This window comes from Lautropia dentalis (assembly GCF_003892345.1).
Classification (GTDB): domain Bacteria; phylum Pseudomonadota; class Gammaproteobacteria; order Burkholderiales; family Burkholderiaceae_E; genus Lautropia; species Lautropia dentalis.
Window position 1 is genome coordinate 1,922,553 of record NZ_RRUE01000001.1, and the last position, 25,157, is coordinate 1,947,709.

The 25,157-nt window shown below is 67.8% G+C and carries 18 protein-coding genes; 10 read left to right on the top strand and 8 right to left on the bottom strand.

From position 1 onward, the window contains the following. The first annotated feature begins 60 nt into the window (after nucleotides 1-60). The 8 genes from mltG (at nucleotide 61) to EHV23_RS07505 (ending at nucleotide 8,420) form a co-directional block, all read left to right on the top strand. Nucleotides 61-1,149 carry an endolytic transglycosylase MltG gene (mltG, locus tag EHV23_RS07460; RefSeq protein ID WP_125095362.1) on the top strand — a complete coding sequence of 363 codons (1,089 nt, stop codon included), beginning with the start codon at nucleotides 61-63 and terminating at the stop codon, nucleotides 1,147-1,149. Between the two features lie 4 nt (nucleotides 1,150-1,153). Then, nucleotides 1,154-1,792, top strand: a complete 639-nt coding sequence (gene tmk / locus EHV23_RS07465) for a dTMP kinase (protein ID WP_125095363.1) — start codon at nucleotides 1,154-1,156, stop codon at nucleotides 1,790-1,792. Continuing rightward, nucleotides 1,789-3,039 carry a DNA polymerase III subunit delta' gene (gene holB, locus EHV23_RS07470; RefSeq protein WP_158615877.1) on the top strand — a complete coding sequence of 417 codons (1,251 nt, stop codon included), beginning with the start codon at nucleotides 1,789-1,791 and terminating at the stop codon, nucleotides 3,037-3,039. Before tmk ends, holB begins: the two co-directional genes overlap by 4 nt. Nucleotides 3,040-3,044: 5 nt before the next feature. Next, entirely contained in the window at nucleotides 3,045-3,422 is a 378-nt protein-coding gene (locus tag EHV23_RS07475; RefSeq protein ID WP_125095597.1) for a PilZ domain-containing protein, read from the top strand. Nucleotides 3,423-3,431: 9 nt separating this feature from the next. Further along, nucleotides 3,432-4,295, top strand: a complete 864-nt coding sequence (locus EHV23_RS07480; protein ID WP_125095365.1) for a TatD family hydrolase — start codon at nucleotides 3,432-3,434, stop codon at nucleotides 4,293-4,295. A gap of 210 nt (nucleotides 4,296-4,505) precedes the next feature. After that, nucleotides 4,506-6,329: a hypothetical protein gene (locus EHV23_RS15560; protein WP_203228904.1), complete on the top strand. Its 1,824-nt coding sequence runs from the start codon at nucleotides 4,506-4,508 to the stop codon at nucleotides 6,327-6,329. After that, nucleotides 6,329-7,975, top strand: coding sequence for an MFS transporter (locus tag EHV23_RS07500; RefSeq protein ID WP_125095366.1), 1,647 nt, complete (start codon nucleotides 6,329-6,331; stop codon nucleotides 7,973-7,975). Before EHV23_RS15560 ends, EHV23_RS07500 begins: the two co-directional genes overlap by 1 nt. 55 nt (nucleotides 7,976-8,030) lie before the next feature. Further along, nucleotides 8,031-8,420 carry a Fur family transcriptional regulator gene (locus EHV23_RS07505; RefSeq protein ID WP_125095367.1) on the top strand — a complete coding sequence of 130 codons (390 nt, stop codon included), beginning with the start codon at nucleotides 8,031-8,033 and terminating at the stop codon, nucleotides 8,418-8,420. 29 nt (nucleotides 8,421-8,449) lie between these two features. On the opposite strand, the gene EHV23_RS07510 is transcribed toward EHV23_RS07505, so the two are convergent. The 7 genes from EHV23_RS07510 to upp all read right to left on the bottom strand — a co-directional run bounded on the left by EHV23_RS07510 (nucleotide 8,450) and on the right by upp (nucleotide 16,920). Beyond that, the gene (locus EHV23_RS07510) at nucleotides 8,450-9,202 is read right to left on the bottom strand and encodes an amino acid ABC transporter ATP-binding protein (protein ID WP_125095598.1); all 753 of its coding nucleotides are present in this window, start codon (nucleotides 9,200-9,202) and stop codon (nucleotides 8,450-8,452) included. A gap of 28 nt (nucleotides 9,203-9,230) precedes the next feature. Then, nucleotides 9,231-9,884: an amino acid ABC transporter permease gene (locus tag EHV23_RS07515; protein WP_125095368.1), complete on the bottom strand. Its 654-nt coding sequence runs from the start codon at nucleotides 9,882-9,884 to the stop codon at nucleotides 9,231-9,233. A 97-nt stretch (nucleotides 9,885-9,981) separates the two neighbouring features. Beyond that, the gene (locus EHV23_RS07520) at nucleotides 9,982-10,791 is read right to left on the bottom strand and encodes an amino acid ABC transporter substrate-binding protein (protein ID WP_125095369.1); all 810 of its coding nucleotides are present in this window, start codon (nucleotides 10,789-10,791) and stop codon (nucleotides 9,982-9,984) included. A 319-nt stretch (nucleotides 10,792-11,110) separates the two neighbouring features. Continuing rightward, entirely contained in the window at nucleotides 11,111-11,605 is a 495-nt protein-coding gene (locus EHV23_RS07525; RefSeq protein WP_125095370.1) for a DNA alkylation repair protein, read from the bottom strand. Between the two features lie 94 nt (nucleotides 11,606-11,699). Then, nucleotides 11,700-14,339, bottom strand: coding sequence for a DUF1631 family protein (locus tag EHV23_RS07530; protein ID WP_158615878.1), 2,640 nt, complete (start codon nucleotides 14,337-14,339; stop codon nucleotides 11,700-11,702). A gap of 501 nt (nucleotides 14,340-14,840) precedes the next feature. Beyond that, entirely contained in the window at nucleotides 14,841-16,268 is a 1,428-nt protein-coding gene (gorA, locus tag EHV23_RS07535; RefSeq protein WP_125095372.1) for a glutathione-disulfide reductase, read from the bottom strand. A gap of 16 nt (nucleotides 16,269-16,284) precedes the next feature. After that, nucleotides 16,285-16,920: a uracil phosphoribosyltransferase gene (gene upp, locus EHV23_RS07540; protein ID WP_125095373.1), complete on the bottom strand. Its 636-nt coding sequence runs from the start codon at nucleotides 16,918-16,920 to the stop codon at nucleotides 16,285-16,287. A 245-nt stretch (nucleotides 16,921-17,165) separates the two neighbouring features. Between upp and EHV23_RS07545 the strand changes: the two genes are divergently transcribed. Further along, the gene (locus EHV23_RS07545) at nucleotides 17,166-18,701 is read left to right on the top strand and encodes an FAD-dependent oxidoreductase (RefSeq protein ID WP_275265087.1); all 1,536 of its coding nucleotides are present in this window, start codon (nucleotides 17,166-17,168) and stop codon (nucleotides 18,699-18,701) included. 108 nt (nucleotides 18,702-18,809) lie between these two features. Here EHV23_RS07545 and purL read toward each other — a convergent pair whose 3' ends face one another. Then, nucleotides 18,810-23,003: a phosphoribosylformylglycinamidine synthase gene (purL, locus tag EHV23_RS07550; RefSeq protein WP_125095375.1), complete on the bottom strand. Its 4,194-nt coding sequence runs from the start codon at nucleotides 23,001-23,003 to the stop codon at nucleotides 18,810-18,812. 570 nt (nucleotides 23,004-23,573) lie between these two features. On the opposite strand from purL, the gene EHV23_RS07555 reads away from it, so the two are divergent. After that, nucleotides 23,574-24,845 (top strand): Glu/Leu/Phe/Val family dehydrogenase, encoded by a 1,272-nt coding sequence (locus EHV23_RS07555; protein WP_203228905.1) that lies wholly within the window; start codon nucleotides 23,574-23,576, stop codon nucleotides 24,843-24,845. The last annotated feature ends 312 nt before the right edge of the window (nucleotides 24,846-25,157 follow it).

A 25,157-nucleotide genomic window follows, 5' to 3' on the forward strand; every position in this document is an offset into this window, starting at 1 on the left:
CTGTATCATAGCGTGTAGCGCCACATTCTTTCGGCGAAATATCTGGCCGGTCAACTTCCTATGCGTCTGCTTCGTCGTCTTTTGCTGTCCGTGCTGCTGGTGTGCCTGTCCGTGGCGGGCTGGCAATGGTGGAGCTACGGCCACCGGGTGCTGGTTGCCGACGGTGCCGAGGCCGCCTTCGATGTGCCGCGCGGGCAGGCCGGTCCGCAGCGGCTGGCCGGTGTGCTGCAGCAGGCCGGGGTGCCGGTGTCGTCCTGGCAGCTGGCGGCGGCACTGCGCCTGCGGGGTGATGCGGCGCAGATCAAAGCCGGCAATTACCTGATCACCGGGCCGGCCACGCTGCAGGACGTGCTGGGCGAGCTGGTGGCCGGGCAGCAGGAAAAGGGCAGGTTGCTGACGCTGCTCGAGGGCTGGCGCATGCGTGACATCCGGGCAGCCCTCAAAAGGGCGCCCGAGCTGAACGATACGCTGTCGGCGCTGAGCGATGCCGAGGTGATGGAACGGCTGGGGGTGGCCGGTGCGAGTCCCGAGGGACGCTTTGCGCCCGACACCTACGCCTACCGTCCGGGCAGTGACGACATCACCGTGCTGCACCGGGCGCTGGCGCTGCAACAGAGCCGGCTGCAGGCAGCCTGGGAGAACCGGGCCACCGATTCCCCCCTGAAGACTCCGGACGAGCTGCTGACGCTGGCCTCGGTGGTGGAGAAGGAAACGGGCCACGAGCTGGACCGCGAGATGGTGGCCTCGGTGTTCATCAACCGCCTGAAAAAGGGCATGCCGCTGCAGAGCGACCCCACCACCATCTACGGACTGGGCGAGGGCTTCGACGGCAACCTGCGCAAGAAGGATCTGCGCCATCCGTCGCCCTACAACACCTATGTGCACAGGGGCCTGCCGCCCACGCCCATCTCCCTGCCCAGCATGCGGGCTTTGCAGGCAACCGCCCGCCCGGCCCGGTCGGACAACCTGTATTTCGTGGCACGGGGAGATGGCCGCTCGGAGTTCTCGGCCGATCTGGCCAGCCACAACCGGGCCGTGAACCGCTTCCAGCGCAAGGCGGGGGGCCAGCCGCTCAAGGGGACGGCAGCGGCAGCCGAGGCCGCGGGGGCGGCGTCCAACCACGCGCCAATGAGACAGAATCATGAGTGAAGCCATGAAACACAAGCAGGGCTGCTTCATCAGCTTCGAGGGCATCGACGGTGCCGGCAAGAGCACGCACGTGGATGCCTGTGTGCAGTGGCTGCAGGGGCGGGGCGAACAGGTGACGCTGACCCGGGAGCCGGGCGGCAGCCCGCTGGCCGAGACGCTGCGCGGGCTGCTGCTGGCGCAGGACATGCAGCCCGATACCGAGGCGCTGCTGGCCTTTGCGGCGCGCAGCGACCATCTGCAGCGGGTGATCCGTCCGGCCCTGGCGGCGGGCGGCTGGGTGGTCTGTGACCGTTTCACCGATTCGACCTTTGCCTATCAGGGAGGCGGTTCGGGGGTGGATACCACCCGGCTGGCCCAGCTCGAGGCGTGGGTGCAGGGCGGGCTGTCACCGGTGCGCACCTACCTGTTCGACCTGCCGCCCGAGGTGGCAGCGGCGCGTCGCGCTGCCGTGCGGGCAGCCGACCGCTTCGAGGCCCGTGAACTGGACTATTTTGCCCGGGTACGCCAGACCTACCTGGACCGGGTGGCGGCCGACCCCGGCCGCTTCTTCGTGCTGGATGCCACGGCCACGCCGGACGTGGTCGGCGCCCGGCTGCTGGCCGATCTGGCCGGCGTGCACGCGCGCTGGCGGGAGGGGGCGTGAACGCCGCCGGCCGTGCCTCCGGCAGCGGCGCCAGCCGCGGTACCGCTGGCAGCGGGGGCGGGCGCGGTGCCGCATCTGCCCACCGTGCTGCCACGGGGCGCGGGCGTACCCACCTGCCGGTGCACGATGGTGAAGCGCCGGCACCGGCCGATGGCGTCGATGAGGCCGCGACTGCCACCACGCTGGACGGCCCGCTGCTGCCCGTGTTCGACAGCCAGCAGCCGCTGCTGCACCGTCTGCTCGGCGAGGGCGACGACCTGCACCACGCCCTGCTGCTGGCCGGGCTGCCGGGCATCGGCAAGGGAGCGTTTGCGCGGGCGCTGGCCCAGGGGCTGCTGTGCGAGCAGCTGCCGAAGCCGCCCGCGCCGGTCCAGGCCTGCGGGACATGTCCGGCCTGCCGCTGGTTTGCGTCCGGCCATCATCCGGATTTCCGGCTGCTGGAACTGGCCACCTCCGAGTCGCGCAGCAGCCGGGCGAAGGAGGGGGCACAGACCACGAAGGCGTGGGACATCTCCATCGACCAGGTGCGCGATCTGGAGCACTTCATCACCACCACCAGTGCCCGCGGGCATGCACGGGTGGTGATCATCGATCCGGCCGAGACGCTGTCCACGCCGGCAGCCAATGCGCTGCTCAAGATGCTGGAAGAGCCGGGCGAACATACGTGGTTCCTGCTGGTGTCCCACCTGCCAGCCCAGCTGCCGCCCACGGTACGCTCCCGCTGCCGGTCGGTGGCAGTGCCGCAGCCCGCGCAGGACGAGGCGATGCGCTGGCTGCAGGCGGTCACCGGGCTGCCGGCGGCCGATGCCGCCCAGCTGCTGGCGTGGTCGGGCATGGCGCCGCTGCACGCGCGCGATCTCGCCGACCCAGCACACCTGACCGTCTATCGGACGCTGCTTTCATCGCTGTCGGCGTTGCCCGACACTGGGCTGGATACGGTGGCCGACAAGGCGACGACGGTGCCGGCGGCAACCTGGTATTACCTGCTGCTGCGCTGGATCAGTGATCTGCTGCGTGCCCACGCCGGTGCCGCGCCCCGTTTCTTTCCGGAGTCTGCATCCCGGCTGGCCAGCCTGGCCCAGCGCAGTTCGCTGGTCCGGCTGGCCGAGGTGTCAGCAGCGTTGCAGCGGCAGGCGGGGCTGGTTCGGCATCCGCTCAACCCGCGCCTGTTCATGGAGTCTGCGCTGACGGCCTATCTGGAGGCATTCGTCCGTCGTCAAACCCCAGGACGCGCACACCCACGATGAGCACCATGTACCCGGCGCCCGGCGCCACCTCCGGCAACCGGCCCGCCACCCGCCCCGGCGTGATCCCGCTGTCGATCAAGGAAAAGTCTGCCCTGCTGGCGGCCTACATTCCGTTCCTGGAAAACGGCGGGCTGTTCGTTCCCACCGACAAGCCGGCGCAGCTGGGCGATGAACTCTACATCATCCTCACGCTGATGGATGACAGCACCAAGACTGCCATTCCCGGCCGGGTGGCCTGGATCACTCCGGCTGGCGCCACCAACCGCCGCCAGGGCATCGGCATCCAGTTCAGCAAGACCGATGCCAGTGTGGTGGCCCGGGAAAAGATCGAGACGCTGCTGGGGCCTGCACTAAAATCGCCTCCCAATTCGTACACGATCTGAACGGGCTGCATGTTTGTCGACTCCCACTGTCACCTGAATTTTCCTGAATTTCACGACCCGGAGCACCCGGAGCGCTGGCCGGAGGTGCTGGCCACCATGGCCGCCAACGGGGTCGAGCATGCGCTGTGCGTGTCCGTCAATCTGGAAGACTGGCCGGACATGATGACGCTGGTGGGCAGGCACGCCGGCCTGCTCAGCGCGTCGGTGGGGGTTCATCCCGACTATCTGGATGTGGCCGAACCCACCGTGGCCCAGCTGGTCCAGCTGGCCATGCATCCGCAGGTGGTGGCCATCGGCGAGACCGGGCTCGATTACTACCGCATGCCGGCCGCGGAGCTGGACTGGCAGCGCGAGCGCTTCCGAGTACACATCCGGGCTGCGCGCGAGGCGGGCAAGCCACTGATCATCCATACCCGTGCGGCGGCCGAAGACACGATGCGCCTGCTGCGGGAAGAGGGCGCCGGGGCGGCCGGTGGGGTGATGCACTGCTTCACCGAAGACTGGGAGATCGCCCGGCAGGCGCTGGATATCGGCTTCTACATCTCGATGTCGGGCATCGTCAGTTTCAAGAAGGCCACCACGGTGCACGAGGTGGCCCGCCGGGTGCCCGCCGACCGGCTGCTGATCGAAACCGATTCGCCCTTTCTGGCGCCGGTGCCGTACCGGGGCAAGCAGAACCAGCCGGGCTGGGTGGCCCATGTGGCCGAGGCTGTTGCCGCCCTGCGACAGGTGCCGGTCGGGGAGATCGGCCGCATCACCACCGAAAACTACGACCGGCTGTTCGGTCGTGGCCGTCCGGCTGCCGGTGTGATACCTGCCAATACACGGATTCACGGCCCAGGCGGAGACGAATGTACCCATGGCCCATCCTGATGGGTTTCCTGCAACATCCGGGGCCGTTTCAGCCGCCCCAGGTGGCCGCTCATGCCCGGGTTGACGCAGTCCGTCCGGCGTCCGAAGATACTTGAAGCCGTTCGAGACCCCGGCCCACACGACATGAACCGCGCATTCGCCCCGTTGTCCGATTCCTCATCCCTTCGCCCGGCCCCGGCGCCGCGGCATGAATCGATCTTCCAGCCTGCCATGTCCCCATCCGATGCTTTCGCTCCGGTCTCCCGCCTGCCCGCCGTGTCGCTGCAGTCCATCCATTCGCCGGGGGGGCGCCTGCGGGGCGCTGCGCTGGCACGGGGCATCCAGGCGGCCCTGCTGGGCATGGGGCTGGCGGCGCTGGCTGCCTGCAGCACACCCGGCAGCAGTTCCGGGGGGAGCGGTGCCGACTACAGTACCAATTCGTCGATTTCCGGGGCGGCCAGCGTCAGCAGCCCGGCGTCCGAGCGCGTGCTCGATGGTGTGGTGGACCTGGCGCTGACCGACCGCGTGACTGGTAGCTTCGACGAGGCGCGTGCGCACCCGGTCGGTACGGTGAAGGATGGTCAGTCGCTGTACCTGTACCTGCGTTCCACCCGGCCCCTGGGCGAGATTGCCCACCCGGCCGACCCCTACGGCAAGAATTCGTTCTCGGGTTATCCGCATCTGTTCGTGCAGATCGGTGACAACCAGAGCCTGCGCATCATCAATACCTGCTATGTGACGCTCACCCCGGCCGAAGCCAAAGCCACCGAGCTGATCGTGCCGCTGGCGCCGCTGTCGAACCGCGTGGGGGATCTGCCCACCGACTGCTGGCTGGAGACGGTGACCCATCTCGAACCGGTGCGCCAGACGCTGGAAGTGCGCCTGGCCGGCTTCCCCGGCAAGTTCGAGAGCTGGCTGCCGGTGCCCGACCTGCTCGGCGTGGTGGCGGTCGATACCGACCTGTCGGGTGGCAGCGCGGCCTGGGGCCGGATGCTGCGCGCCAAACCGGTTGAATCCCCCGCGCTGCCAGCAGCCGGGCGTGCTGGCAAGACGGCCGCAGCCGGGGGTGCGTCCGGTACCGCGGGCGCTGCCGGTGCCGCAGTATCCGCCCGCAAGGCCGAGGAAGCCCGTCGTGCCGAAGAGGCACGCAAGGCCGAAGAGGGCCGCCGGGCAGAAGCAGCCCGCAGGGCGGAGGAAGCTCGCAGGGCTGAAGAGGCCCGCCGTGCCGAAGAAGCGCGCAAGGCAGAGGAAGCCCGTCGTGCCGAGGAGGCCCGCAAGGCCGAAGAAGCCCGTCGTCTCGAAGAAGCTCGCAAGGCAGAGGAAGCCCGTCGTGCCGAGGAGGCCCACAAGGCAGAAGAAGCGCGTCGTGCCGAAGAGGCCCGCAAGGCAGAAGAGGCGCGTCAGGCCGAAGCCGCCCGCAAGGCTGCCCGTGACAAGGCCCAGAGCCCCATCACCCGTAACGAGATCTTCCCGCTGAACCGGGCGGGCAGTGCGGTTGCACAGGGCGGTGCTGCCGTTGCCGGCGGCGCGGCTGCGGTGGCTGGAGGGGCAGCCTCGGCGGCCGGGGCTGCCGGTTCGGCCGGCACGGCCCAGCCCGCAGTACCCGTCAACAGTCGCGCAGCCACGGCCGCCTCGACGGCGGCAGCCGTCAAGGGCGCCCGTGAAAGTGCTGCCCAGCAGCCGGTCAAGCCGATCAGCACCATGCCGGCTGGCGCCCGGCTGACCGCCGTGACGCCGTTGCGCCCGGCGGCCCGGCAGGCCGTGGGTACCCAGCGCATGGCCCACCAGCTGCAGAGTCTGACCAGCACGCTGCTGGGACGTGAGCCGAGCGAGACCTATTTCATCGATCGCCGCTGGCAGACCCAGCGCGAACCGGGCGCACCGCGCAGCACGGCCCGCCAGACCATCCATGCGGTGGCCGTGTTCCGCGGCGAGGAATGCAGCTGGCAGTCGCTGCTGGTGACCCGCCGTCCGGGCTCCGGCACGCTGACCGAGGTGGTGGCCGAGGGGGATGAGGTTCGCATTCCCTGTCCGGACCTGAAAGCCGCGCCCTGATGGCGGAGCAGGCGTCTTCGCGCCGGCGATGGCTGGCGGATTCTCCACTGGGCATCCCGGCCTACCGGCAGCTCTATACCGGAGCCGTGACCACCTCCATGGCCTACACCATGCAGTCGGCCATGGCCGGCTGGCTGATGGCCGGGCTGAGCGGATCCGCGCTGCTGGTTGGGCTGGTCCAGGCGGCCAGCACCCTGCCTTTTCTGCTGTTCGGGCTGGTGTCGGGGTCGCTCTCCGACGTGTTCGACCGTCGCTACATTCTGGTGTTCACCCATCTGATGATGGGTCTGGCCACGGCCGCCGTCGGGCTGATGGCCCAGCACGGTTCCCTGCAGCCCTGGTCGCTGGTGGCCTGCACGCTCCTGTGCGGGCTGGGCTATACCTTCTACCAGCCGGCACAGCAGGCTTCGATCAATGGCCTGGTGCTGCGCCCGCTGCTGCCCAAGGCGGTGGCGCTGGGTTCCGTGGCCTTCAATGCCGCCCGTTCGGTGGGGCCGGCGCTGGCCGGCCTGATCGCAGCCACGCTCGGCGAAGGACTGGCCGTGATGGCGGCTGCACTTTTCTTCCTGCCGATGCTGCCGGCCGCCCTGCGGGCACTGCCGCCGCAGCCACCGGCCTACAGCACGGGCCGCGAAACCCTGTGGGCCGGCATCCGCAGTGGCATGCGCTTTGCCGGTCATGCCCGCGTGCTGCGGGCGGCGCTCATCGTCAACTTTGCCTTCTGCTTCTGTGCGGCCGCCCTGTGGGCGATGTTCCCGCTGGTGGCGCAGCAGCGTCTGGGTCTGGCGGCCGACGGCTATGGCTTTCTGTACAGCACCTTTGGGCTCGGTGCCGTGGCCTCGGCCCTGTGGCTGCCGCGCTTTCTGCGCCAGGGGCCCGGTGCCGGACGCATCGTGCGGGGTTCCCTGTGGTTCTGGAGTGCAGCCAGCCTGACGGTGGGGCTGTCGCGCTGGGTACCCCAGGCCGTGGTGGGCACCTTTCTGGCCGGCATGGCGTGGGTGGGCGTGCTGGCGGGCCTGTCCACGGTGGCCCAGAGCATTGCGCCGGCGTGGGTCCGTGCCCGCGCCGTGGCCAACAACCAGATTTCCGTTCAGGCCGGACTGGCACTGGGCAGCCTCTTCTGGGGGGTCGTGGTGAACGTGAGTGGCCTGCAGCAGGTGCTGATCGCGTCGGCCGTGCTGCTGGCCGTCTTTGCCGTACTGGCACGGCGTCTGCCGGTGCGGCTGGGTACGGACGAGGATGTGACGGCCGATGACTACATGGTGCGCCAGCTGGACACCATGGACGGGCAGGGCGGTGATGTTCCCTCCCGGCCGGCAGCCATGGAGATGCCGGATGGCCGCTATCGGGTGAGCGTGGGTTATCGTGTCCGCGCGGGGCAGAAAGCCGCATTCCAGCGTGCGATGCAGGGGATGCGCGAAAGCCGCCTGCGCAACGGCGCTTCCCGCTGGCAGCTGCGGCAGATGCCGGTGGCGGGAGGGGCCTCTGTCTGGGAAGAGGTGTTCCTGCTGCCCTCGGCGGCCGAATGGCAGCGTTTTCCGGAGCGGATGACCCAGGCCGACCGCATCGCCTTCGAAGGTGTGCTGGCCGTGCTGGCCCCCGCCAGCGGTGCTGCTGCCGGCGAGCCGGAGGCCGGGACACCCTAGGGACACGACACTATAATCGGAAGCAGTACAGCTGCTGCCGGAGGGTGCCATCCGTATGAAACGCGTGACCCGACAACGCACCGAGATCCTGCGGGTCATCGACGAGTCCGAACGGCCGCTGGGGCCGCAGGAAATTCTGCAGGCGGGCCGCGAGGCCATCCCCTCGCTCAGCATCGCCACTATCTACCGTACGCTGCGCGACCTGCTGGCCGAGGAGCTGATCAAGACCGTGGCCCTGCCGGGCGACAGCCCACGTTACGAGAGCCTGCACGCCCACGCCCATCACCACCACCATTTTCAGTGCACGCGCTGCCAGAAGGTGTTCGACATCCATGGCTGTCCGGGCAGCCTGCAGGGCATGGAGGTGCCGCCCGGCTTTCAGGTGGACCACCATGAGGTGACGCTGTACGGCCTGTGTGCCGACTGCGTGGGGGTGGGTAGCTGATACGCGCGCCGAAGGGCGATGGCTTCGGCCTACAGCACGTGTTCGAGGAAGGCGCGCGCGCGCTCGTGCTGCGGGTTCTCGAAGAAGGCGCGGGCAGCGCGCTCCTCCACGATCTGCCCCTTGTCCATGAAGCAGACCCGATGGGCCACCTCGCGGGCGAAGGCCATTTCGTGGGTAACGACCAGCATCGTCATGTGTTCGTGGGCCAGCTGGCGCATCGTGCGCAGCACCTCGCCGGTCAGCTCCGGATCGAGCGCCGAGGTGGGCTCGTCGAACAGCATGATGTCCGGGTCCATGGCCAGTGCCCGGGCAATGGCCACCCGCTGCTTCTGGCCGCCCGATAGCCGGTTGGGGTAGGCACCAGCCTTGTCCAGCAGGCCCACCTTGCGCAGCAGCTCCTCGGCACGCGGCACGATCTCGTCGCGCTTCATCCCCTTGACGGTGACGGGGGCCTCGATGAGGTTTTCCAGCACCGTGAAGTGCGGGAACAGATTGAAATGCTGGAACACCATGCCCATGCGCCGGCAGACGCGACGGATCTCTGCCTCGGGTATATAGCGCGCGCGGCCCTGGGTGTCGGTGTCGACCAGCTTCTCGCCGGCGATGAGAATTTCGCCGCGGTCGATGATTTCCAGATGGTTGAGGCAGCGCAGCAGCGTGCTCTTGCCCGAGCCGGACGGGCCGATCAGCGCGATGACCTCGCCACGGTCGATGTGCAGCGACACCCCGCCCAGCACCTGCAGGGCGCCGAAACGCTTGTGCAGGTCGCGGGCCACCACCATCGAAGAGCCGGGCAGGGCGGTCGTGGACTCAGGCGTCATGGCTGGCATAGCGTTTTTCGAGAGACTGGAACATCCAGGTCAGCAGCAGCGTCATCAGCAGATAGAACACGGCCGCCACGATGAACGGGGTGATGGTGAAATCGCGCTGCACGATGCCGCGCGCGGCGCGCAGCAGGTCATTGAGGGCCAGCACGTAGATCAGCGAGGTGTCCTTGACCAGCGTGATGAACTCGTTGGACAGCGGCGGCAGAATGCGCCGGATGACCTGTGGCATGATGACGCGGCGCATGGTCTGCGGATAGCTCATGCCCAGCACCTTGGCCCCTTCATACTGGCCCCGGTCGATCGACTGGATGCCGGCCCGGAAGATTTCGGCGAAGTAGGCGGCGTAGTTCAGCACGAAGGCCACCACGGCCGCCGGAAAATCCGGCAGCTGAATGCCGCCCCCCGGCAGCAGCGGCAGCGCATAGTAGATGAACAGCAGCTGCAGCATCAGCGGCGTGCCCCGCATCAGCCACAGATAGCCGTTGACGCCCAGCCCCAGCCAGCGATGGCGGGACAGGCGCATCAGCGCCAGCACCACGCCCAGCGGGATGGACAGCAGCAGCGTGATGAAGAAGAGCTGCAGCGAGACCAGCGAGCCTTCACCCAGTGGTCCGAGAAGGGAAAGAATGTAGTCCAAGACGGGAACGGCCTGTCAGGAAGGTCGGGGGAAGCAGGGTGGTGAGGGGGCCACGCGGCGGGCGTTGAGAGGTGCCGTGCAGCCCCCGGCACGTGCATCACTGGATGATGTTCTTGCCGAACCACCGGGTGGAGATTTCGCCGGCCTTGCCATCCTTTTTCATGGCGTCGATGGCAGCCCCCAGCTTCTGCTGCAGCGCCGTGTCGTCCTTGCGCAGGCCCACGCCGTATTCCTCGGTGCCGAAGTTGTCGTCGAGCACCACGTACGCATCGGGCTTCTTGGCGATGTAGTAGCGGCCGACCACTTCATCCAGCACGGCCGCATCCAGGCGGCCGGCATCCAGATCCAGCAGCACCGACACGTTGTCACCGTATTTTTTGAGAGTTTTCATGGACTTGAGCGTGGTCTCGTCCTTCTCGATGGCATCGACCGCACTGCTGCCATCCTGCGTGCCGACCACCTTGCCGGCCAGACCGGCCTTGTTGGTGATGGGCGAGCCGGCCTTCACGATGATGATCTGGTGGTTGGTCATGTAGGGCTGCGTGAAGGCGATGTTCTGCTTGCGCTTCTCGGTGATGGTCAGCCCGTTCCAGAGCGCATCGACCCGCTTGCCGATCAGCTCGGCTTCCTTGGCGTTCCAGTCGATGGGCTTGAACTCGACCTCGATGCCCATGCGGCTGGCTGCTTCACGGGCGAAGTCGATGTCGAAGCCGACCAGCTGGTTCTTTTCGTCCCGAAAGCCCATGGGCGGGAAGTTGTCGTCCAGGCCGATGACCATGTGTGTGGGCGCGGCTGCCTTGCCGGCATCGGTGCCCGGGGCCGGCGCGTCGGAGGATTTTGTACAGGCAGCCAGGACCAGGGCAGCGGACATGGCCAGCAGGAGACGGCGACGGGACGGTGTAATCATGGCGCAGGGAGTCTGAAGGTGCAGGGGCTGGGGGAACCATGCAAACCCGCACGGCAGAAGCGGCGTACCCGGAGACGCTCCCGCAGGCGGTGTATGGCACAGACCACGATGTTAAACGAAAGTTGCGTTATGTTTTCCTGCCACAAGAAGCGCCAGCAATGGAGGGCGTGGATTGGGCGGGCATGTGCAGCGATCCCGGTGAACCCGGGTGGCGGGATGATAGTACTATATTTCGCATAATCAGTATTATGTCAAATTGACGATGCTACTGATGCTGGCTGCAGCCAGGCCCGGCGTAAGCTTCCCTGTCATCAGGTGCTCAAGCTCCAGCCTGGGTAAAGCTGCGCTGCACGTCGCGCGGCATCTTTTCGATGGCATAGCGCAAGGTGGAGCGTTTGATCCGTGCCAGATGCCGGTGCAGGAAGTCATGCACGGCCTGAAGTTCATATTGGCTGAGCACCTTCAGCATCCAGCCGACGCCCTTCTGCACATACGGGTCGGCATCGCCAAGCAGGCGCTCGCAGTTGGCAAAGACCAGCGCCTGATCGACGTCGGGGCTACGGCCCACGAACTTGAGCAGCGCCACATTCGAGGCGCGCCGGCACCACGGGCCTGGCAACGTTCCCCAGTCGTGGATACGCTCCAGCAGCTGCGGACGCCGCTGCAGATACACGTACAGCGGTTTGATGCAAAGGTCATCGCATTGCGCCCAGTTGCTCACATAGCGTTCCAGCCAGACTTGCAGGCGCTTCAGCAGGCGGCCGTTTTTGTCATCCAGGCCACGCGCCACTTTCGCCACCAGCGCCGAGGCCATGATGAAATACTCGTCCCCGCGAAACCCCTTGGATGGTACAGGGGACACTTTGGGTGTCGACAGGACCGCGCAGCATCCTGTCAGGTCATCCGCATCAGGCCGCCTGCAGCGCGTCGATGGCCGCTGCCGTGGAAGCAGGCTTGCGCACGACGCGAACCTGTCGGGCCACCATCAGCTCGTGCAGCTGGCGACGGTTGACCGTCCAGTGCTCGCGCGGATAGCGCGAGAAGATGTACACGGTGGCCGACGGGCTGACCCAGCCCAGCTTGTAGCGGCGTGTCTCACCGTCGATGTCGCGTTCGATCTCGTCGCCGTGGGCCAGCCGGTTGCGGGTAATTTCGTCCCAGGCCGGATCGTAGTCATCTGCGACACCGGGTGTGCCGCCGGTGGTTGCCGGCTGTGCAGCCTGCAGCGTGCTGCCGTCGGACATCGGCCGGGTGGCCGGGCCTGCCATGGTACCTGCGGCACGGGCCGTCGAGGCTGCCAGGCTGGGCGAGGCAGCGATGGCCGAACCCGGTGCGCTGCCGGTGCGCATCGGGCCGGTGGCCGGTGCGCTGCCGGTGCGCATCGGGCCGGTGGCCGGTGCGGTGGTCGTCTGGTGTGCCTGGGCGGTGGCTGGTGCGGCGGTCGTCTGGTGTGCCTGGGTGGTGGCCGATGCGCCGGTGGCCGGTTGTGTCCGGCTGGCTGCAGCAGCCATGGTGCCTGCCGGGCGTGTCTGGGAGGCTGCAGGCGCCGTGGCGGATGGGCGTGCGCCGTGTGCCTGCGTGGCCGGTGTGCCCGGCTGCCCTGCCCGGCCCGTGGCGCCATGCTTCGCCGTGATGGTCTGGCCGGTACTGCTCGCTGGTTGGTGCTTGCTCTGTTCGATCACCTTGCCATGGGTGGCCATCAGTTCCTTGAAGAACGCCTCGCGCTCGTTGCTGGGCATGGCGATGAAGGCCAGTCCGCGTGACAGGTCGGCAATCAGCTGTGGCAGTGTCTTTGCCAGCTCCTTGATGTCCGTGGCTTTCTTGGGCTGAACGCTCCAGATGAGGGTTTCCAGCACGCGCTGGGCACGGGCCTCGTCGAAGGGCAGCTCGCCGGTTTCGTCGCGCAGCCGCACGATGACTTCGGTCCAGGCGTGTTCGGCAAAGTGCTGGATGGATTCCGGCACGCCGCCGGCACCGATGCGGGTACGCATGCCCTGACGGATTTCCTGGCGCAGCAGGTCGATGCGTTCGGCACGGCTGGCGGCTTCGGCGATCTTCTGCAGGCGTTCGTCGCGGCGGGCGGTTTCCTCGGCAATGATCTTCTCGGTGCGGTCCAGTGCCTCGGCAATCACCACCAGTTCGCGCTCGAAGTTGTTGAGCACCCAAGTGACCAGCGCTTCGGTGGCGTTGACCAGTGGCGAGCCGGGTTCCGTCTCGAAGTCCGGATCCGAACCCATTTCGGCCAGCCGGTCGACGAAGCGGCGCATTGGGTGGTCGGGCCGGGCAAAGAAGCTGGCGTCGATCAGGGCGGCCTTGAAGGCGGCCACCTGCAGGCGCAGCAGCTGCTGCTTGATGGCGTTGGCAATGGCGTCGTCTTCGTAGACGTGCTGGAACACCTGGGCCACGGTTTCGACGATCAGCCGGTCCAGCGGTGTGCCGTGCGACTGGGCGGCGGCCGACGACTGCTGGCGCACTTCCTGAATCAGCACGCCCATGTCCTCGGGGCTGTTGGCCTCCTCGGTACGGGCCTGCAGCTCGTTGAGTACGGCCATCAGCTGGTCGGAGGCAGCCTGCCGGTGGGCGGCCACCTGGCCATCCTGACCGAAGTTGCGCGGATCGGCCAGATAGCGGGTGGCCTGGGCCAGCGAAGCCGACCGCTCGTGGCTGTCCACGGTGCCGATCTGGTCGGCCCACCGGCCCAGTTCGGCCTCGGAGACCTCGACGGCACCCAGGCCGCGAGCGCTGCCCGCACCCCCTGCCCGTCCAGAGCTGCCTTCGCCCTGGGCGTCCTCTGTCGCACCACCCTCGCCTTCCTGCCCGAAGGCGCCGGCCTGCTGGGAACCGCGCGATTTGGCAATGCTGTAGCGCAGCTCGGGCAGCACGCCGCGGGCGATCAGCTGTCGGTTGACGTCCTGATAGGTCTCGATCAGTTCGACCGTCAGTTTGGGTTCGAACAGATCCAGCAGGAACGAGGCGGTGCTGGCGTTCTGCCGCGGTGCCTGTCCCTGGTGTGCGGTGAAGATCTCGCGCAGGATCTCGAAGATGATGTCCGGCGCGATCGGGTATTCGTTCTCGGCAAACCAGTCCTGGCCCAGCAGTGCGCCGAAGCGCGCACGCAGGCCATCGGCCAGCTCCTCGTCCATGCGGCGGCGGGCGCGGGCCGAAATGCGGGCGACCAGCAGCTGGTCGCGCATGGTGTCGTCGTCGACGAGACGCAGTGTGGGCGGTTCGTCGCTCAGCAGGACGGCCTCCGGCATGCTGTACGAGCCATCGGCCGAGACGCCGGTACGGCGCTTCCAGTTGCGGGCGCAGGCGGTTTCGAACTGCTGCTCGATGCTGGCCTTGCCGTTGCGCAGCAGGTCGAGCGAGGCGTTGAGCTGGTCCTGCCGCTCCCAGGAGGTTTCGAGCACGATCTGCTCGACCAGCTGGTCCACCACGGCGACGTAGGCGTTGCGGAAGCTCCGGCTCAGCGCAAAGAGGATGGGCTGGCGAATATCCCGCAGGATTTCCAGGTGTCTGGCTTCGATCTCGGTACCGGTGGTTGGCACAGGGGGGCTCCCGGGTATGGCTTGGAGGGCTCGGGAGCCTCCGGGAAAGTCCTGGGACCAGGGCGCTGGCAGACTTTTTCGGAGGCTCCCTGGGGAGTCTCTCCGGTCAGGCTGCCCGTGCTGCCTGCTGGCCCGGCTGGAGACTCCCCTGCAGGAAATCCCGGATGCCACTGGCAATGGGGTGTCTTTGGCTGCCATGACACCACATGCCCGGTTTCCGGGAATTCCCTGCCCCGCGAGAATGCCAGTTTGTGCACGAAAATCCGCCGGCTGCCGTCTATTCGTCTGACGGCAGCCGACTGCCGGTCGGCTGTGCGGCGTGCCGGACACGTCATGGCCGTGATGCGCGGTGCTTCCTGCCCCGGACTGCGTCCTGCTGGTGGCCAGTCATTTCCGCGCAATGCGGCAGCCTGGCGTTCTCCGGCCGATTGCTGCGGCCGCGGAGCATGTGATGCCAGGGCTAGCGGCCGCTTCCGGTCGCGCGAGTGCGCGTGATCGTGATCAGCAGTCCTTGCAGAGCACCTTCTGCCGGTGCAGATGCCGGCGGTGCCGGGTGGCCGGGGTGCGCATCGTCATCAGCTCCTCGGCGCTGCTGGGGTGCAGCGGCATGGTCTGGTCGAGGTCGCGCTTGGTCACGCCCATGCGCATCAGTGTGGCGATGATCTGCACGGTCTCGGCCGAATCCGGGCCCAGCAGCTGCACACCCAGCACCTTGTCGGTACAGGGGTCGACGAGGATTTTCTGGTGCACGCGTTCCTGCGTGCCCGACAGCGTGGCCTTGAGCGTACGGAAACTGGTGCGGTAGACATCGACCAGCGGATAACGCTCGACGGCCTGCTCCTCGTTGAGCCCCACGGTGCCCAGCTCCGGTGTCGAGAAGATGGCGGTCGGGATGAAGTCCAGATCGGCCACCCAGGGCTTTTCGCCGAAGGTGGTGTCGGCAAAGGCATGGCCCTGGCGGATGGCCACCGGGGTCAGCGCCACGGTGCCGGTGACATCGCCCACCGCGTAGATGCCCGGCATATTGGTGCGCGAGAGCCGGTCGACGATGATCTCGCCCTGTTTGCCGGTTTCCACGCCCACGTTCTCCAGGCCGAGGTTGCGCGTGGCCGGACGGCGGCCGGTGGCGATCAGCACCTGGTCCACGTCGAGTGTGCTGTCATCGTGCAGGGTGATGCGGATGCTGCCGTCGGGCTGGCGGTCCAGCCGCTGGAGGGTGGTGTTCATCCGCATGTCGATGCCCTTCTCGCGGTAGGCCTCGACGATCAGGTCGGCCATCTGCACATCGAAACCGCGCAGCACGCGCGGCCCGCGGTGGATCTGCGTGACCTGTGCACCCAGCCCGCTGAAGATGCCGGCAAACTCTACGCCGATGTAGCCGCCCCCCACCACGGCGATGCGACGCGGAAACTCGGGCAGATCGAAAACCTCGTTGGAGCTGATGGCCAGTTCCACGCCGGGCAGGTCGTCCGGCATCACCGGCTCACCGCCCGTGGCAATGAGAATGTCCCTGCTGCTGACGGTTTTCCTGCCGTCGGCCGTGGTGATTTCCAGCTGGTTGGGGCCCAGGAAGCGGGCGTAACCGGCAAAACGCTGGACACCGGCCTTGTCGAGGTTGCCCGAATAGGCACCTTCGAGGCGGGTGATTTCGGCATTCTTGGCGGCCACCAGTTTCTTCCAGTCGAAATGGACCTCCGGCACTTCCCAGCCGAAGCCGCGGCTTTCGGCAAAACCCTGCGGAAAGCGCGAGGCGAACACCAGCAGCTTCTTGGGCACGCAGCCACGAATGACACAGGTACCGCCATAGCGGAAGCCCTCGGCAATGCCCACGCGGGCGCCATGCTGGGCCGCGATGCGGGCGGCGCGTACGCCCCCCGAACCGCCACCGATGACGAAGAGATCGAAGTCGAATTGCTGTTCTGCGGTCATGCGGGAATCCTGTGGGTTATTTGGTACCGAATATCCGGTCGCCGGCATCGCCCAGGCCGGGCAGGATGTAGCCGTGATCGTTCAGGCAGCGGTCCACCGCTGCGGTGAAGACGGGCACATCGGGGTGGGCCTTCGTGAAGGTGTCGATGCCTTCCGGGGCGGCCAGCAGGCAGACGAACTTGATCGAGCGCGGCTTCGTTTCCTTGATGCGCGAGACGGCCGCCACGGCCGAGTGACCGGTGGCCAGCATGGGATCGACGACGATCACGTCACGCTCGTCCAGCTCCGGTGGCATCTTGAAGTAGTATTCGACGGCCTGCAGCGTTTTCGGGTCGCGGTACAGGCCGATGTGACCGACGCGGGCGCCCGGCACGATGGCCAGAAAACCATCCAGAATGCCACTGCCGGCCCGCAGGATCGAGACCAGGCACAGTTTCTTGCCGTCGATCAGGCGGGACTGCATGGTCTCCAGCGGGGTTTCGATGGTGACTTCGTGCATGGGCATGTCGCGCAGCACTTCATAGGCCAGCAGCGCACTCAGCTCGCCCAGCAGGCGGCGGAAGTTGGCGGTGCTGGTTTCGGCCCGGCGCATCAGGGTGAGTTTGTGCTGGACCAGCGGGTGATCGACAACCGTGACGTTGGCACGATCCATGGCAGTATGGGCTCCTGGAATGTCCTGGAATGTGAATGCGCCCCCGGGGAAACGCCGTCGAAGTGCCGCAGGACCTTTGCAGAGGCTTCAAGGGCCTTTGCGGGATTGCCCGGGCCGGCAGGCGGCGCAGAACGCCGGCGCGGACGACCTTGCAGGGGCGCCTGCCCGGGCGGCACGGTTTTTCGGGGGCTCAGGGTAAACCATGAAAGACTAGCACGGATCGGGTACTGGTGCAGGTACCTGGTGTGGCGGATGCTTCCGGTGCCCGGACAGCGGAGATTCAGATGCAGCATGTGGTGGTGATTGGCGGTGGCCTGGCGGGCTGTGCGCTGGCCGAGGCGTTTTCCCGCCGGGGCTGGCAGGTGACGGTGCTGGAGGCCCGCGACCGGCTGGGCGGTGCGGTGGCCGGGCTGCCGCTGATAGCCCAGCATCCGGCACTCACGCCGGATTTCGATCTGCGCAGCCGGCTGCTGGTGACGGCGCTGCAGCAGCATGCCCGGTTGCGGGCCGGACCGGCAGCCGATCTGGCGCCGGCTTTCGAGGTCTGCGGGCGGCTGCAGCCGATGGATGCCGCGCGGGCCGCACGCTGCGTGGCCCACGTGGCGGCCCCGGTGGCGCAGGTCTGGCGGGCTGCTTCCCTTCCGATGGCAGCTTCCCCTGTGATGGCGGCATTGCACCAGACCGGCCCTGCCGGCCAGGGATCCCGTACCGTGCGGGATGAGCTGCCGCCCGATGTGCCCGGGCAGCCTGCACAGGCCGGCATCTGGTTCCCCGGTTGTGCGGCGGTGTCGCCGGCACGCTGGTGGCAGCAGGTACGGCAGCGGCCGCAGGTGACGGTCCGGCTGGGTGTGAAGGTGGGGCGGATCCGGGAGCATGCGCCCCGGGAGGGCGCGCCGGCACCGTTTTGCTGGCAGGTGTTCGACACGGCCGGTGCGCTGCTGGCCCGGGCCGATGTCGTGGTGCTGGCCTGCCAGCTGGACAGTTTTGCGCTGGCGGACATGCAGGAGGCCGATCATGGCCGGCTGCGCCTGAGTGCCGCCTGTGCATGGACGGCCCGGGCCGACGGTGGCTCCCGGGATGAGGACCCTGGCCACCCTGCCCTGTTGCCCATGGTGGGCGGGAAAGGTCTCGTACTGACGCGGCCGGGGAGCTTCTGGCTGCGTTCGGACGAGGCCCATCGGCACTGGCTGGACACCGGGGTGTTGCCCGCCGCCGTGTACTGGCCGGGTCCGGCGAACGCGGCTGCTCCGGATGAGGCGGGGCCTGATGCCGGGGAAGGCATGCCCACATGCGCCGTTACCGGCCGTGAAATGTCGTGCGGCACCGTTGCGCAGGGTTCCACCCCATGGGGAGGTGCTGCGGGGGGCTCCTCCGCATGGGATGACGACGCGCTGCAGGACTATCTGTCGCGCCCCGAATCGTGGCTGCAGGGGCCGGTCGGTGAGCGACTGCAGCTGCGTGACAACCTGCCGATGATCGGCCGGGCACCGGACCTCGTGGCCATTGCCGCGCAGGCCGATGCGCTGGCACGCAACGACCGGCTGCCGGTGCCGCGGCGGGCGGGGCTGCACATCCTGACCGGCATGGCTGGCCGGGGGGCGCTGTATGCCGCCATCGGCGCCGAGATGATCGCGGCCGACGCCTGCGGCGAGCCGCCGGTGGTGGAGGCCACACTGGCCCGTGCCGTGGATCCGGCCCGTTTCATCAAGCGCCGGCTGCAGCGGGCGTGGAGCCGGAGGGACTCATCTGGCGCCAGTGGTTCTGCCTTTGCCGACAGATGATGTCTTCAGGCGCTCATCCCGGTTCGGGGTCCAGAGCGCCCGCAGATTTGTGCAGAGATTCCTCTGCGGTGCTTCATCCCGATCCCGGGGCCGCCCGGAGGGCATCCATTACCCGAACTGCCGCCGCGCGTTGTGCCACAGACGCATCCACGGCGAGTGATCCAGGCCGCTGTCGCGCAGCTCGCGCGGTGCCCACGACCACTGCGCCAGACGGAATACCCGCTCGGGGTGCGGCATCATGATGGTGGCGCGGCCGTCGGCGCTGGCAAAGCCCGTCACCCCCTGCGGTGAGCCGTTGGGGTTCAGCGGATAGGTCTCGGTGGCCTGGCCCAGGCCATCGACGAAGCCCAGCGCCGGGTGGGCGGCAGCCATGCGTGCGGCCAGTGCGTCGGTGGTGCCTGTGCCGGTCTCGCCACCCTCCCTGTCCAGGCCGAAATCGGCCCGGCCCTCGCCGTGCGAGACGACGATGGGCAGCCGGTCACCGGCCATGCCGTCCAGCCACAGGGAGGGGGAAGACAGGATTTCCACGCTGGACAGGCGCCCTTCGTACTGCTCGGAACGGTTGCGTACGAAGCGCGGCCAGGCGTCGGCCCCCGGAATCAGCCCCTTCAGGTGCGAGAGCATCTGGCAGCCGTTGCACACGCCCAGCGACAGTGTGTCGGGGCGGGCAAAGAAGGCGGCAAAGGCATCGGCCAGCTGCGGGCTGAACAGGATGGTGCGCGCCCAGCCGGCACCGGCACCCAGCACATCGCCGTAGGAGAAGCCGCCGCAGGCCACCAGTGCCTGGAAGGTGGCCAGATCGTGGCGGCCGGCGATCAGGTCGCTCATGTGCACGTCGAAGGCGTCGAAGCCGGCCAGGTCGAAGGCCGCCGCCATTTCGCGCTGGCTGTTGACGCCCTGCTCGCGCAGGATGGCCACGCGCGGCCGCTTGCCGCCGACCGCCGGAACCGGCATGTTGCGCCAGGCCTCGCGGGAGGCGTCGGACAGGTGCACCGACAGCGGTGCGGGATCGTCGCGGGTGGCCCCTTCCAGCGCAAAGGCTTCAGCCGTGCAGGCCGGATTGTCGCGCAGGCTGGCGATGCGATGGCTGGTCTCGGACCACGCCTGCTGCAGCGTGGTACGCGGCAGGCTCAGCAGGCATTTGCCGTCGTTGTGGACCTCGATGGTGTCCTGGGCGTTGGGCGTGCCCACCACGTGCGAGTGCACCGACAGGCCGTGGGCGCGCAACAGGCCCAGCAGGGTGTCGCGCTGGGCACGGGTGGTCTGCAGCAGTACGCCCGGCTCCTCGTTGAACAGGGCACGCAGCACCCGGGCCTGCCGCAGTTCGGCCACCTGTTCGGTGCGGATCTTGAAGTCGCCGGCATCGGCCGTGAACGGGTCGATGGTCAGCATGTCGAGCTGCAGCGACACGCCGCAGTGGCCGGCAAAGGCCATCTCGCAGGCGGTGGCGAAGAGGCCGCCGTCGGAGCGGTCGTGGTACGCCAGCAGCAGGCCCTGGGCCTGCGCCTCGCGCACGGCATCCCACAGCCGGACGAGCAGCTGCGGATCGTCCAGATCCGGGGCGGCATCGCCGGTGCGGCCGGTGATCTGCGCCAGTGCCGAACCGCCCAGGCGCTGGTTGCCGGCACCCAGATCGACCAGCACGAAGCAGGTCTGCAGGTCGGCGCTGATCTCGGGGGTGAGCGCACGGCGCACGTCGCTGACCGGGGTGTGGGCGGTGACGATCAGCGAGACGGGCGAGCCGACTTCCACGGCCTGTTCACCATCCTGCCAGCGGGCACGCATGGACAGCGAATCCTTGCCCACCGGGATGCTGATGCCCAGATCGATGCACAGCCGGCTGGCGGCCTGTACGGCGGCGTAGAGGGCGGCGTCTTGTCCGGCGCTGCCGGCGTTGGCCATCCAGTTGGCCGAGAGCTTCGTCTGGCGCAGGTCGTCCGGCACGGCCGACAGCAGGTTGGTCAGCGATTCGGCAATGGCCAGACGCGAGGCGGCGGCGGCATCCAGCACGGCCACCGGCGTGCGCTCGCCCATGGAGAGTGCATCGCCGTGGTGGTTGCGGTAGTCCAGCAGACCCACGGCGCAGTCGGCCACCGGCACCTGCCACGGGCCGACCATCGGGTCGCGCACCGACAGGCCACCGACGGTCCGGTCGGCAATGGTGATCAGGAAGCTCTTGCTGGCCACGGCCGGCAGCTGCAGGATCTGCATGGCCAGCGTGTCGAGGTTCAGTTCGGCCAGTTCCATGCCGGGCAGTTCGCCGGCTGCGGGGGTCCGGCCCTCGCGGCGCAGCTTCGGCGACTTGCCGAACAGCACGCTCATGTCGATGTCCACGGCGGGGGCCTCACCGGGGCTGGCCAGCTTCAGGTGTTCGGCGTCGGTGACGGTGCCGACCACGGCCATCGGGCAGCGCTCGCGCGCGCACAGGGCCTGCAGCTCGGGCAGACGTGCCGGATCGATGCCCAGTACATAGCGTTCCTGCGACTCGTTGCACCAGATTTCGGCCGGCGACATGCCGCTCTCGGCCACCGGGATGCGGGAGAGATCGAAATCGGCCCCTTTGCCGGCATCGTGCGCCAGTTCCGGGAAGGCATTGGACAGACCCCCTGCCCCCACGTCGTGGATGGACAGGATCGGGTTGTGCTCGCCCATGGCGCGGCAGGCATTGATGACTTCCTGCGCGCGGCGCTCCATTTCGGGGTTGGCACGCTGCACCGAGGCAAAGTCCAGCTCGGCGGCATTGCTGCCCACGCCCATGCTGGAGGCTGCTCCGCCACCCAGACCGATGCGCATGCCCGGACCGCCCAGCTGCACCATCAGGGTACCGGCCGGCAGCGGGCGTTTGGTCTGGTGGCGGGCATCCACCGAGCCCACGCCACCGGCGATCATGATGGGTTTGTGGTAGCCCCAGCCGGACAGGGCGGAGACGTCCCTGCCCTGCACGGCAGCGGTCTTTCCGGCCTGCGCACTGCCTGTCGCGGCAGCATGCTTCGGTTGCAGTGGTGTTTCGAAGGTCCGGAAATAGCCCAGCAGGTTCGGGCGGCCGAACTCGTTGTTGAAGGCAGCGCCGCCCAGCGGCCCCTCGATCATGATCGAGAGCGGCGTGGCCAGGGTGGGCGGACGGCTGTTGGCCGCCTCCCAGGGCTGTTCCCAGCCGGGAATGCGCAGGTTCGAGACCGTGAAGCCGGTCAGGCCGTAGCGCGGGGTGCCACCGCGGCCGGTGGCGCCCTCGTCACGGATCTCGCCGCCGCTGCCGGTGGCTGCCCCCGGGTGCGGGGCGATGGCGGTGGGGTGATTGTGCGTTTCGACCTTCAGCAGGCGGTGCACCGGGGTATCGGTCCAGCGGTACTGGCCGGTGGCCGGATCGGGCGCCCAGCTTTGCTGCGTGCCGCCCTCGAGAATGGCGGCATTGTCGGAATACGCCACCACGGTGCCCTGCGGATGGGTCTTGTGGGTATCGCGGATCAGGCCGAACAGGGATTTTTCCTGCGGCTGGCCGTCGATGACGAAATCGGCGTTGAAGATCTTGTGGCGGCAGTGCTCGGAGTTGGCCTGCGCGAACATCATCAGCTCGACATCGGTCGGGTCGCGGCCCAGGTCGCTGTAGGTGCGGGCCAGATAGTCGATCTCGTCGGCCGACAGGGCCAGGCCCAGGCGGGTGTTGGCGGCCCGCAGTGCGGCACCGGCATCATCGCCCAGGGGCACCGCGATCAGCGGCACGGGGGCGTGTTCGGCAAAGAGCTTTGCCGGGTCCGGTGCTTCGGTGAACCAGCTCTCGGTCATCGGGTCGTGCAGGCAGGCGGCCAGCTGGGCGAGGCGTTCGGCCGGATAGTCCCTTGCCTTGCTGCCGCCCAGCAGGCCATGCCTGAAGCCCAGCTGGTAGCGGATGCCGCGCTCGATGCGTGTCACGTCGCCAAAGCCCGCATGCTGCAGGATGTCGATGGCCTTGGATGACCAGGGTGACAGCGTGCCCTGCCGGGCCGTGACCCAGAGGGAGCGCTGGTGCTTGCCGTCGGTGTCAAGGGGGGCGGGCTGGTCGTCGACCAGCTGCTGCAGGCGGGCCAGCCGGTCGCCTTCGGGTGGTGTCGCGGCCGGATCCTGTCCGGAGCATGGGGTGCCACCCTGCCCGGCCGCTGCGGCCTTGCCGCCTGACCCGGCCCGGATTGCGAGGGGGTAGAACCATTCGGCCCCGATGCTTTCGATGTTTTCGTCGATGGCCTGCAGCCGCGCAAGCAGTGCCTGGGCGCGGAAGGGGCTCAGGGCCTGCCCACCGGGCAGCGTTTGATAGGGTGTGGCGCTCATGGATCCGGACCGGGTGGTGTGTGCAAAACTCTGCAAACGGGGATTATAGAGCGTGTCATGGGCTCGTCCGGTCCCGCATCGCCCTTCTCCCGGTGTGCGCTGCCCGATACCCGGGTCGTGGAATTCCCAATGGATTCAGGGTATTGCCAGCCCGGAGGGAAACCACCTCCAGACGCGCATGACTGTGCTGGCAGTGCCTTGACGCCGTCAAGGATTCTGCGGTCCTGTCGCCCTGTCCTGCACGCCCGGAGGGGCGCGGGGATGATGGGTTCTTGACACGTTCAAGGCCCGCCCTGGCCGTGCGCTGCCGGTGCTGGTTGCCCTGTCCGGCAAAAGGCCAGCCTCTGCCTGTGCACGGCATCTGCCAGCATCCGGCGCGTCTGTCGGCATCACGGCGTCTGCCGGCAACATGGTCGAAGCCGGTGCGCAGAGGAACAGGAATGCGCATCGCGTTACCAGAAACGCGATGCCAGAAAAAGACAGCTTCCCGAATGGGTCCGATTCGCGGGATGCTTCATTTCGCGGACAGCGGTAGTATCGTGGTCTTCAACCACTGACGATGGAGACATCATGTCGAAGCTGTCGTATCTCACGCCGCAATCTGGCAGCCCCTGGGATACCTATCTGGCACAGGTCGACCAGGTCACGCCCCACCTCGGGCCGCTGGCCAAATGGGTCGAAACCCTCAAGAAACCCAAGCGTGCCCTGATCGTCGATATTCCGATCGAGCTGGACAATGGCACCGTGGCCCACTTCGAGGGCTACCGCGTGCAGCACAACGTCTCGCGCGGGCCCGGCAAGGGCGGCGTGCGCTATCACCCGGACGTGACACTGGAAGAGGTGATGGCACTCTCGGCATGGATGACCATCAAGAACGCCGCGGTCAACATCCCCTACGGCGGTGCCAAGGGCGGCATCCGCGTCGATCCGAAGAAACTCTCGGCCAACGAGCTGGAAAAACTCACCCGCCGCTACACCAGCGAGATCGGTGTGATCATCGGGCCGACCAAGGACATTCCGGCGCCTGACGTCAACACCAATGGCCAGATCATGGCCTGGATGATGGACACCTACTCCGCCAACCAGGGCGCCACCGTCACCGGCGTCGTCACCGGCAAGCCGGTCGAACTGGGCGGCTCGCTGGGTCGGGTCAAGGCCACGGGGCGCGGTGTGTATTTCACCACCCGCGAGTCGGCCCGCGAACTGGGCATTCCGCTCGAAGGGGCGAAGGTGGTCGTGCAGGGCTTCGGCAACGTGGGCGGCGTGGCCGCCGAGCTGCTGTCGCAGGCCGGCGCGAAGGTCATTGCCGTGCAGGATCACACCGGTTCGGTGAAGAACGACAAGGGTCTGGACATCACCGCCCTGGCCGAACACGCCAGGAAAACCGGCGGTGTCAAGGGCTTTGCCGAAGCCGAGGCCATCGACAACGAGGATCTGTGGGGGCTGCCCTGCGACATCCTGGTGCCGGCCGCGCTGGAAGGCCAGGTCGACGAGAAACGCGCCGAACGCGTCAAGGCCCGGCTGGTGGTCGAGGGCGCCAACGGCCCGGTCACCAAGTCCGGCGACAAGGTGTTCAACGACCGCGGCATCACCGTGGTGCCGGACGTGATCGCCAACTCGGGCGGCGTGATCGTTTCGTACTTCGAATGGGTGCAGGACTTCTCCAGCTTCTTCTGGGGTGAAGACGAAATCAACCAGCGGCTGGAAGTCATCCAGCTCTCGGCCTTCCGCGACATCCAGAAACTGGCGAAGGAAAAAGGCGTCACGCTGCGTACCGCGGCCTACATCATCGCCTGCCAGCGGGTGCTGCAGGCCCGTGCCGAACGTGGCCTGTATCCATGATCCGCATGATGGCCTGAATCCTGCCGGCCGGTTCGCAACCGGCTGACGGACGCGGCGCATCCCTGCCGGTTCTGTTCCGGAAGACCTCGGGTCATCCGAGACCTCGTGTCATCCGGACGTGACCGGCCCCGGGCCCCTGCCTGGACGCGCCCTCCCCCGTGGGGGCACGTTCCGGGCAGGGGCTTTGTGTCTTTGCGTTCACGGCGTGCCCAGGGGCCTCGTGTCTGCCTGCGGGGGGCCGGGACCGTTGCCGGCAGTGGCATACTGTCAGGATGAAGGAAAAGCGCCTGCCGGTTTTTCGGCGGGGGTGTT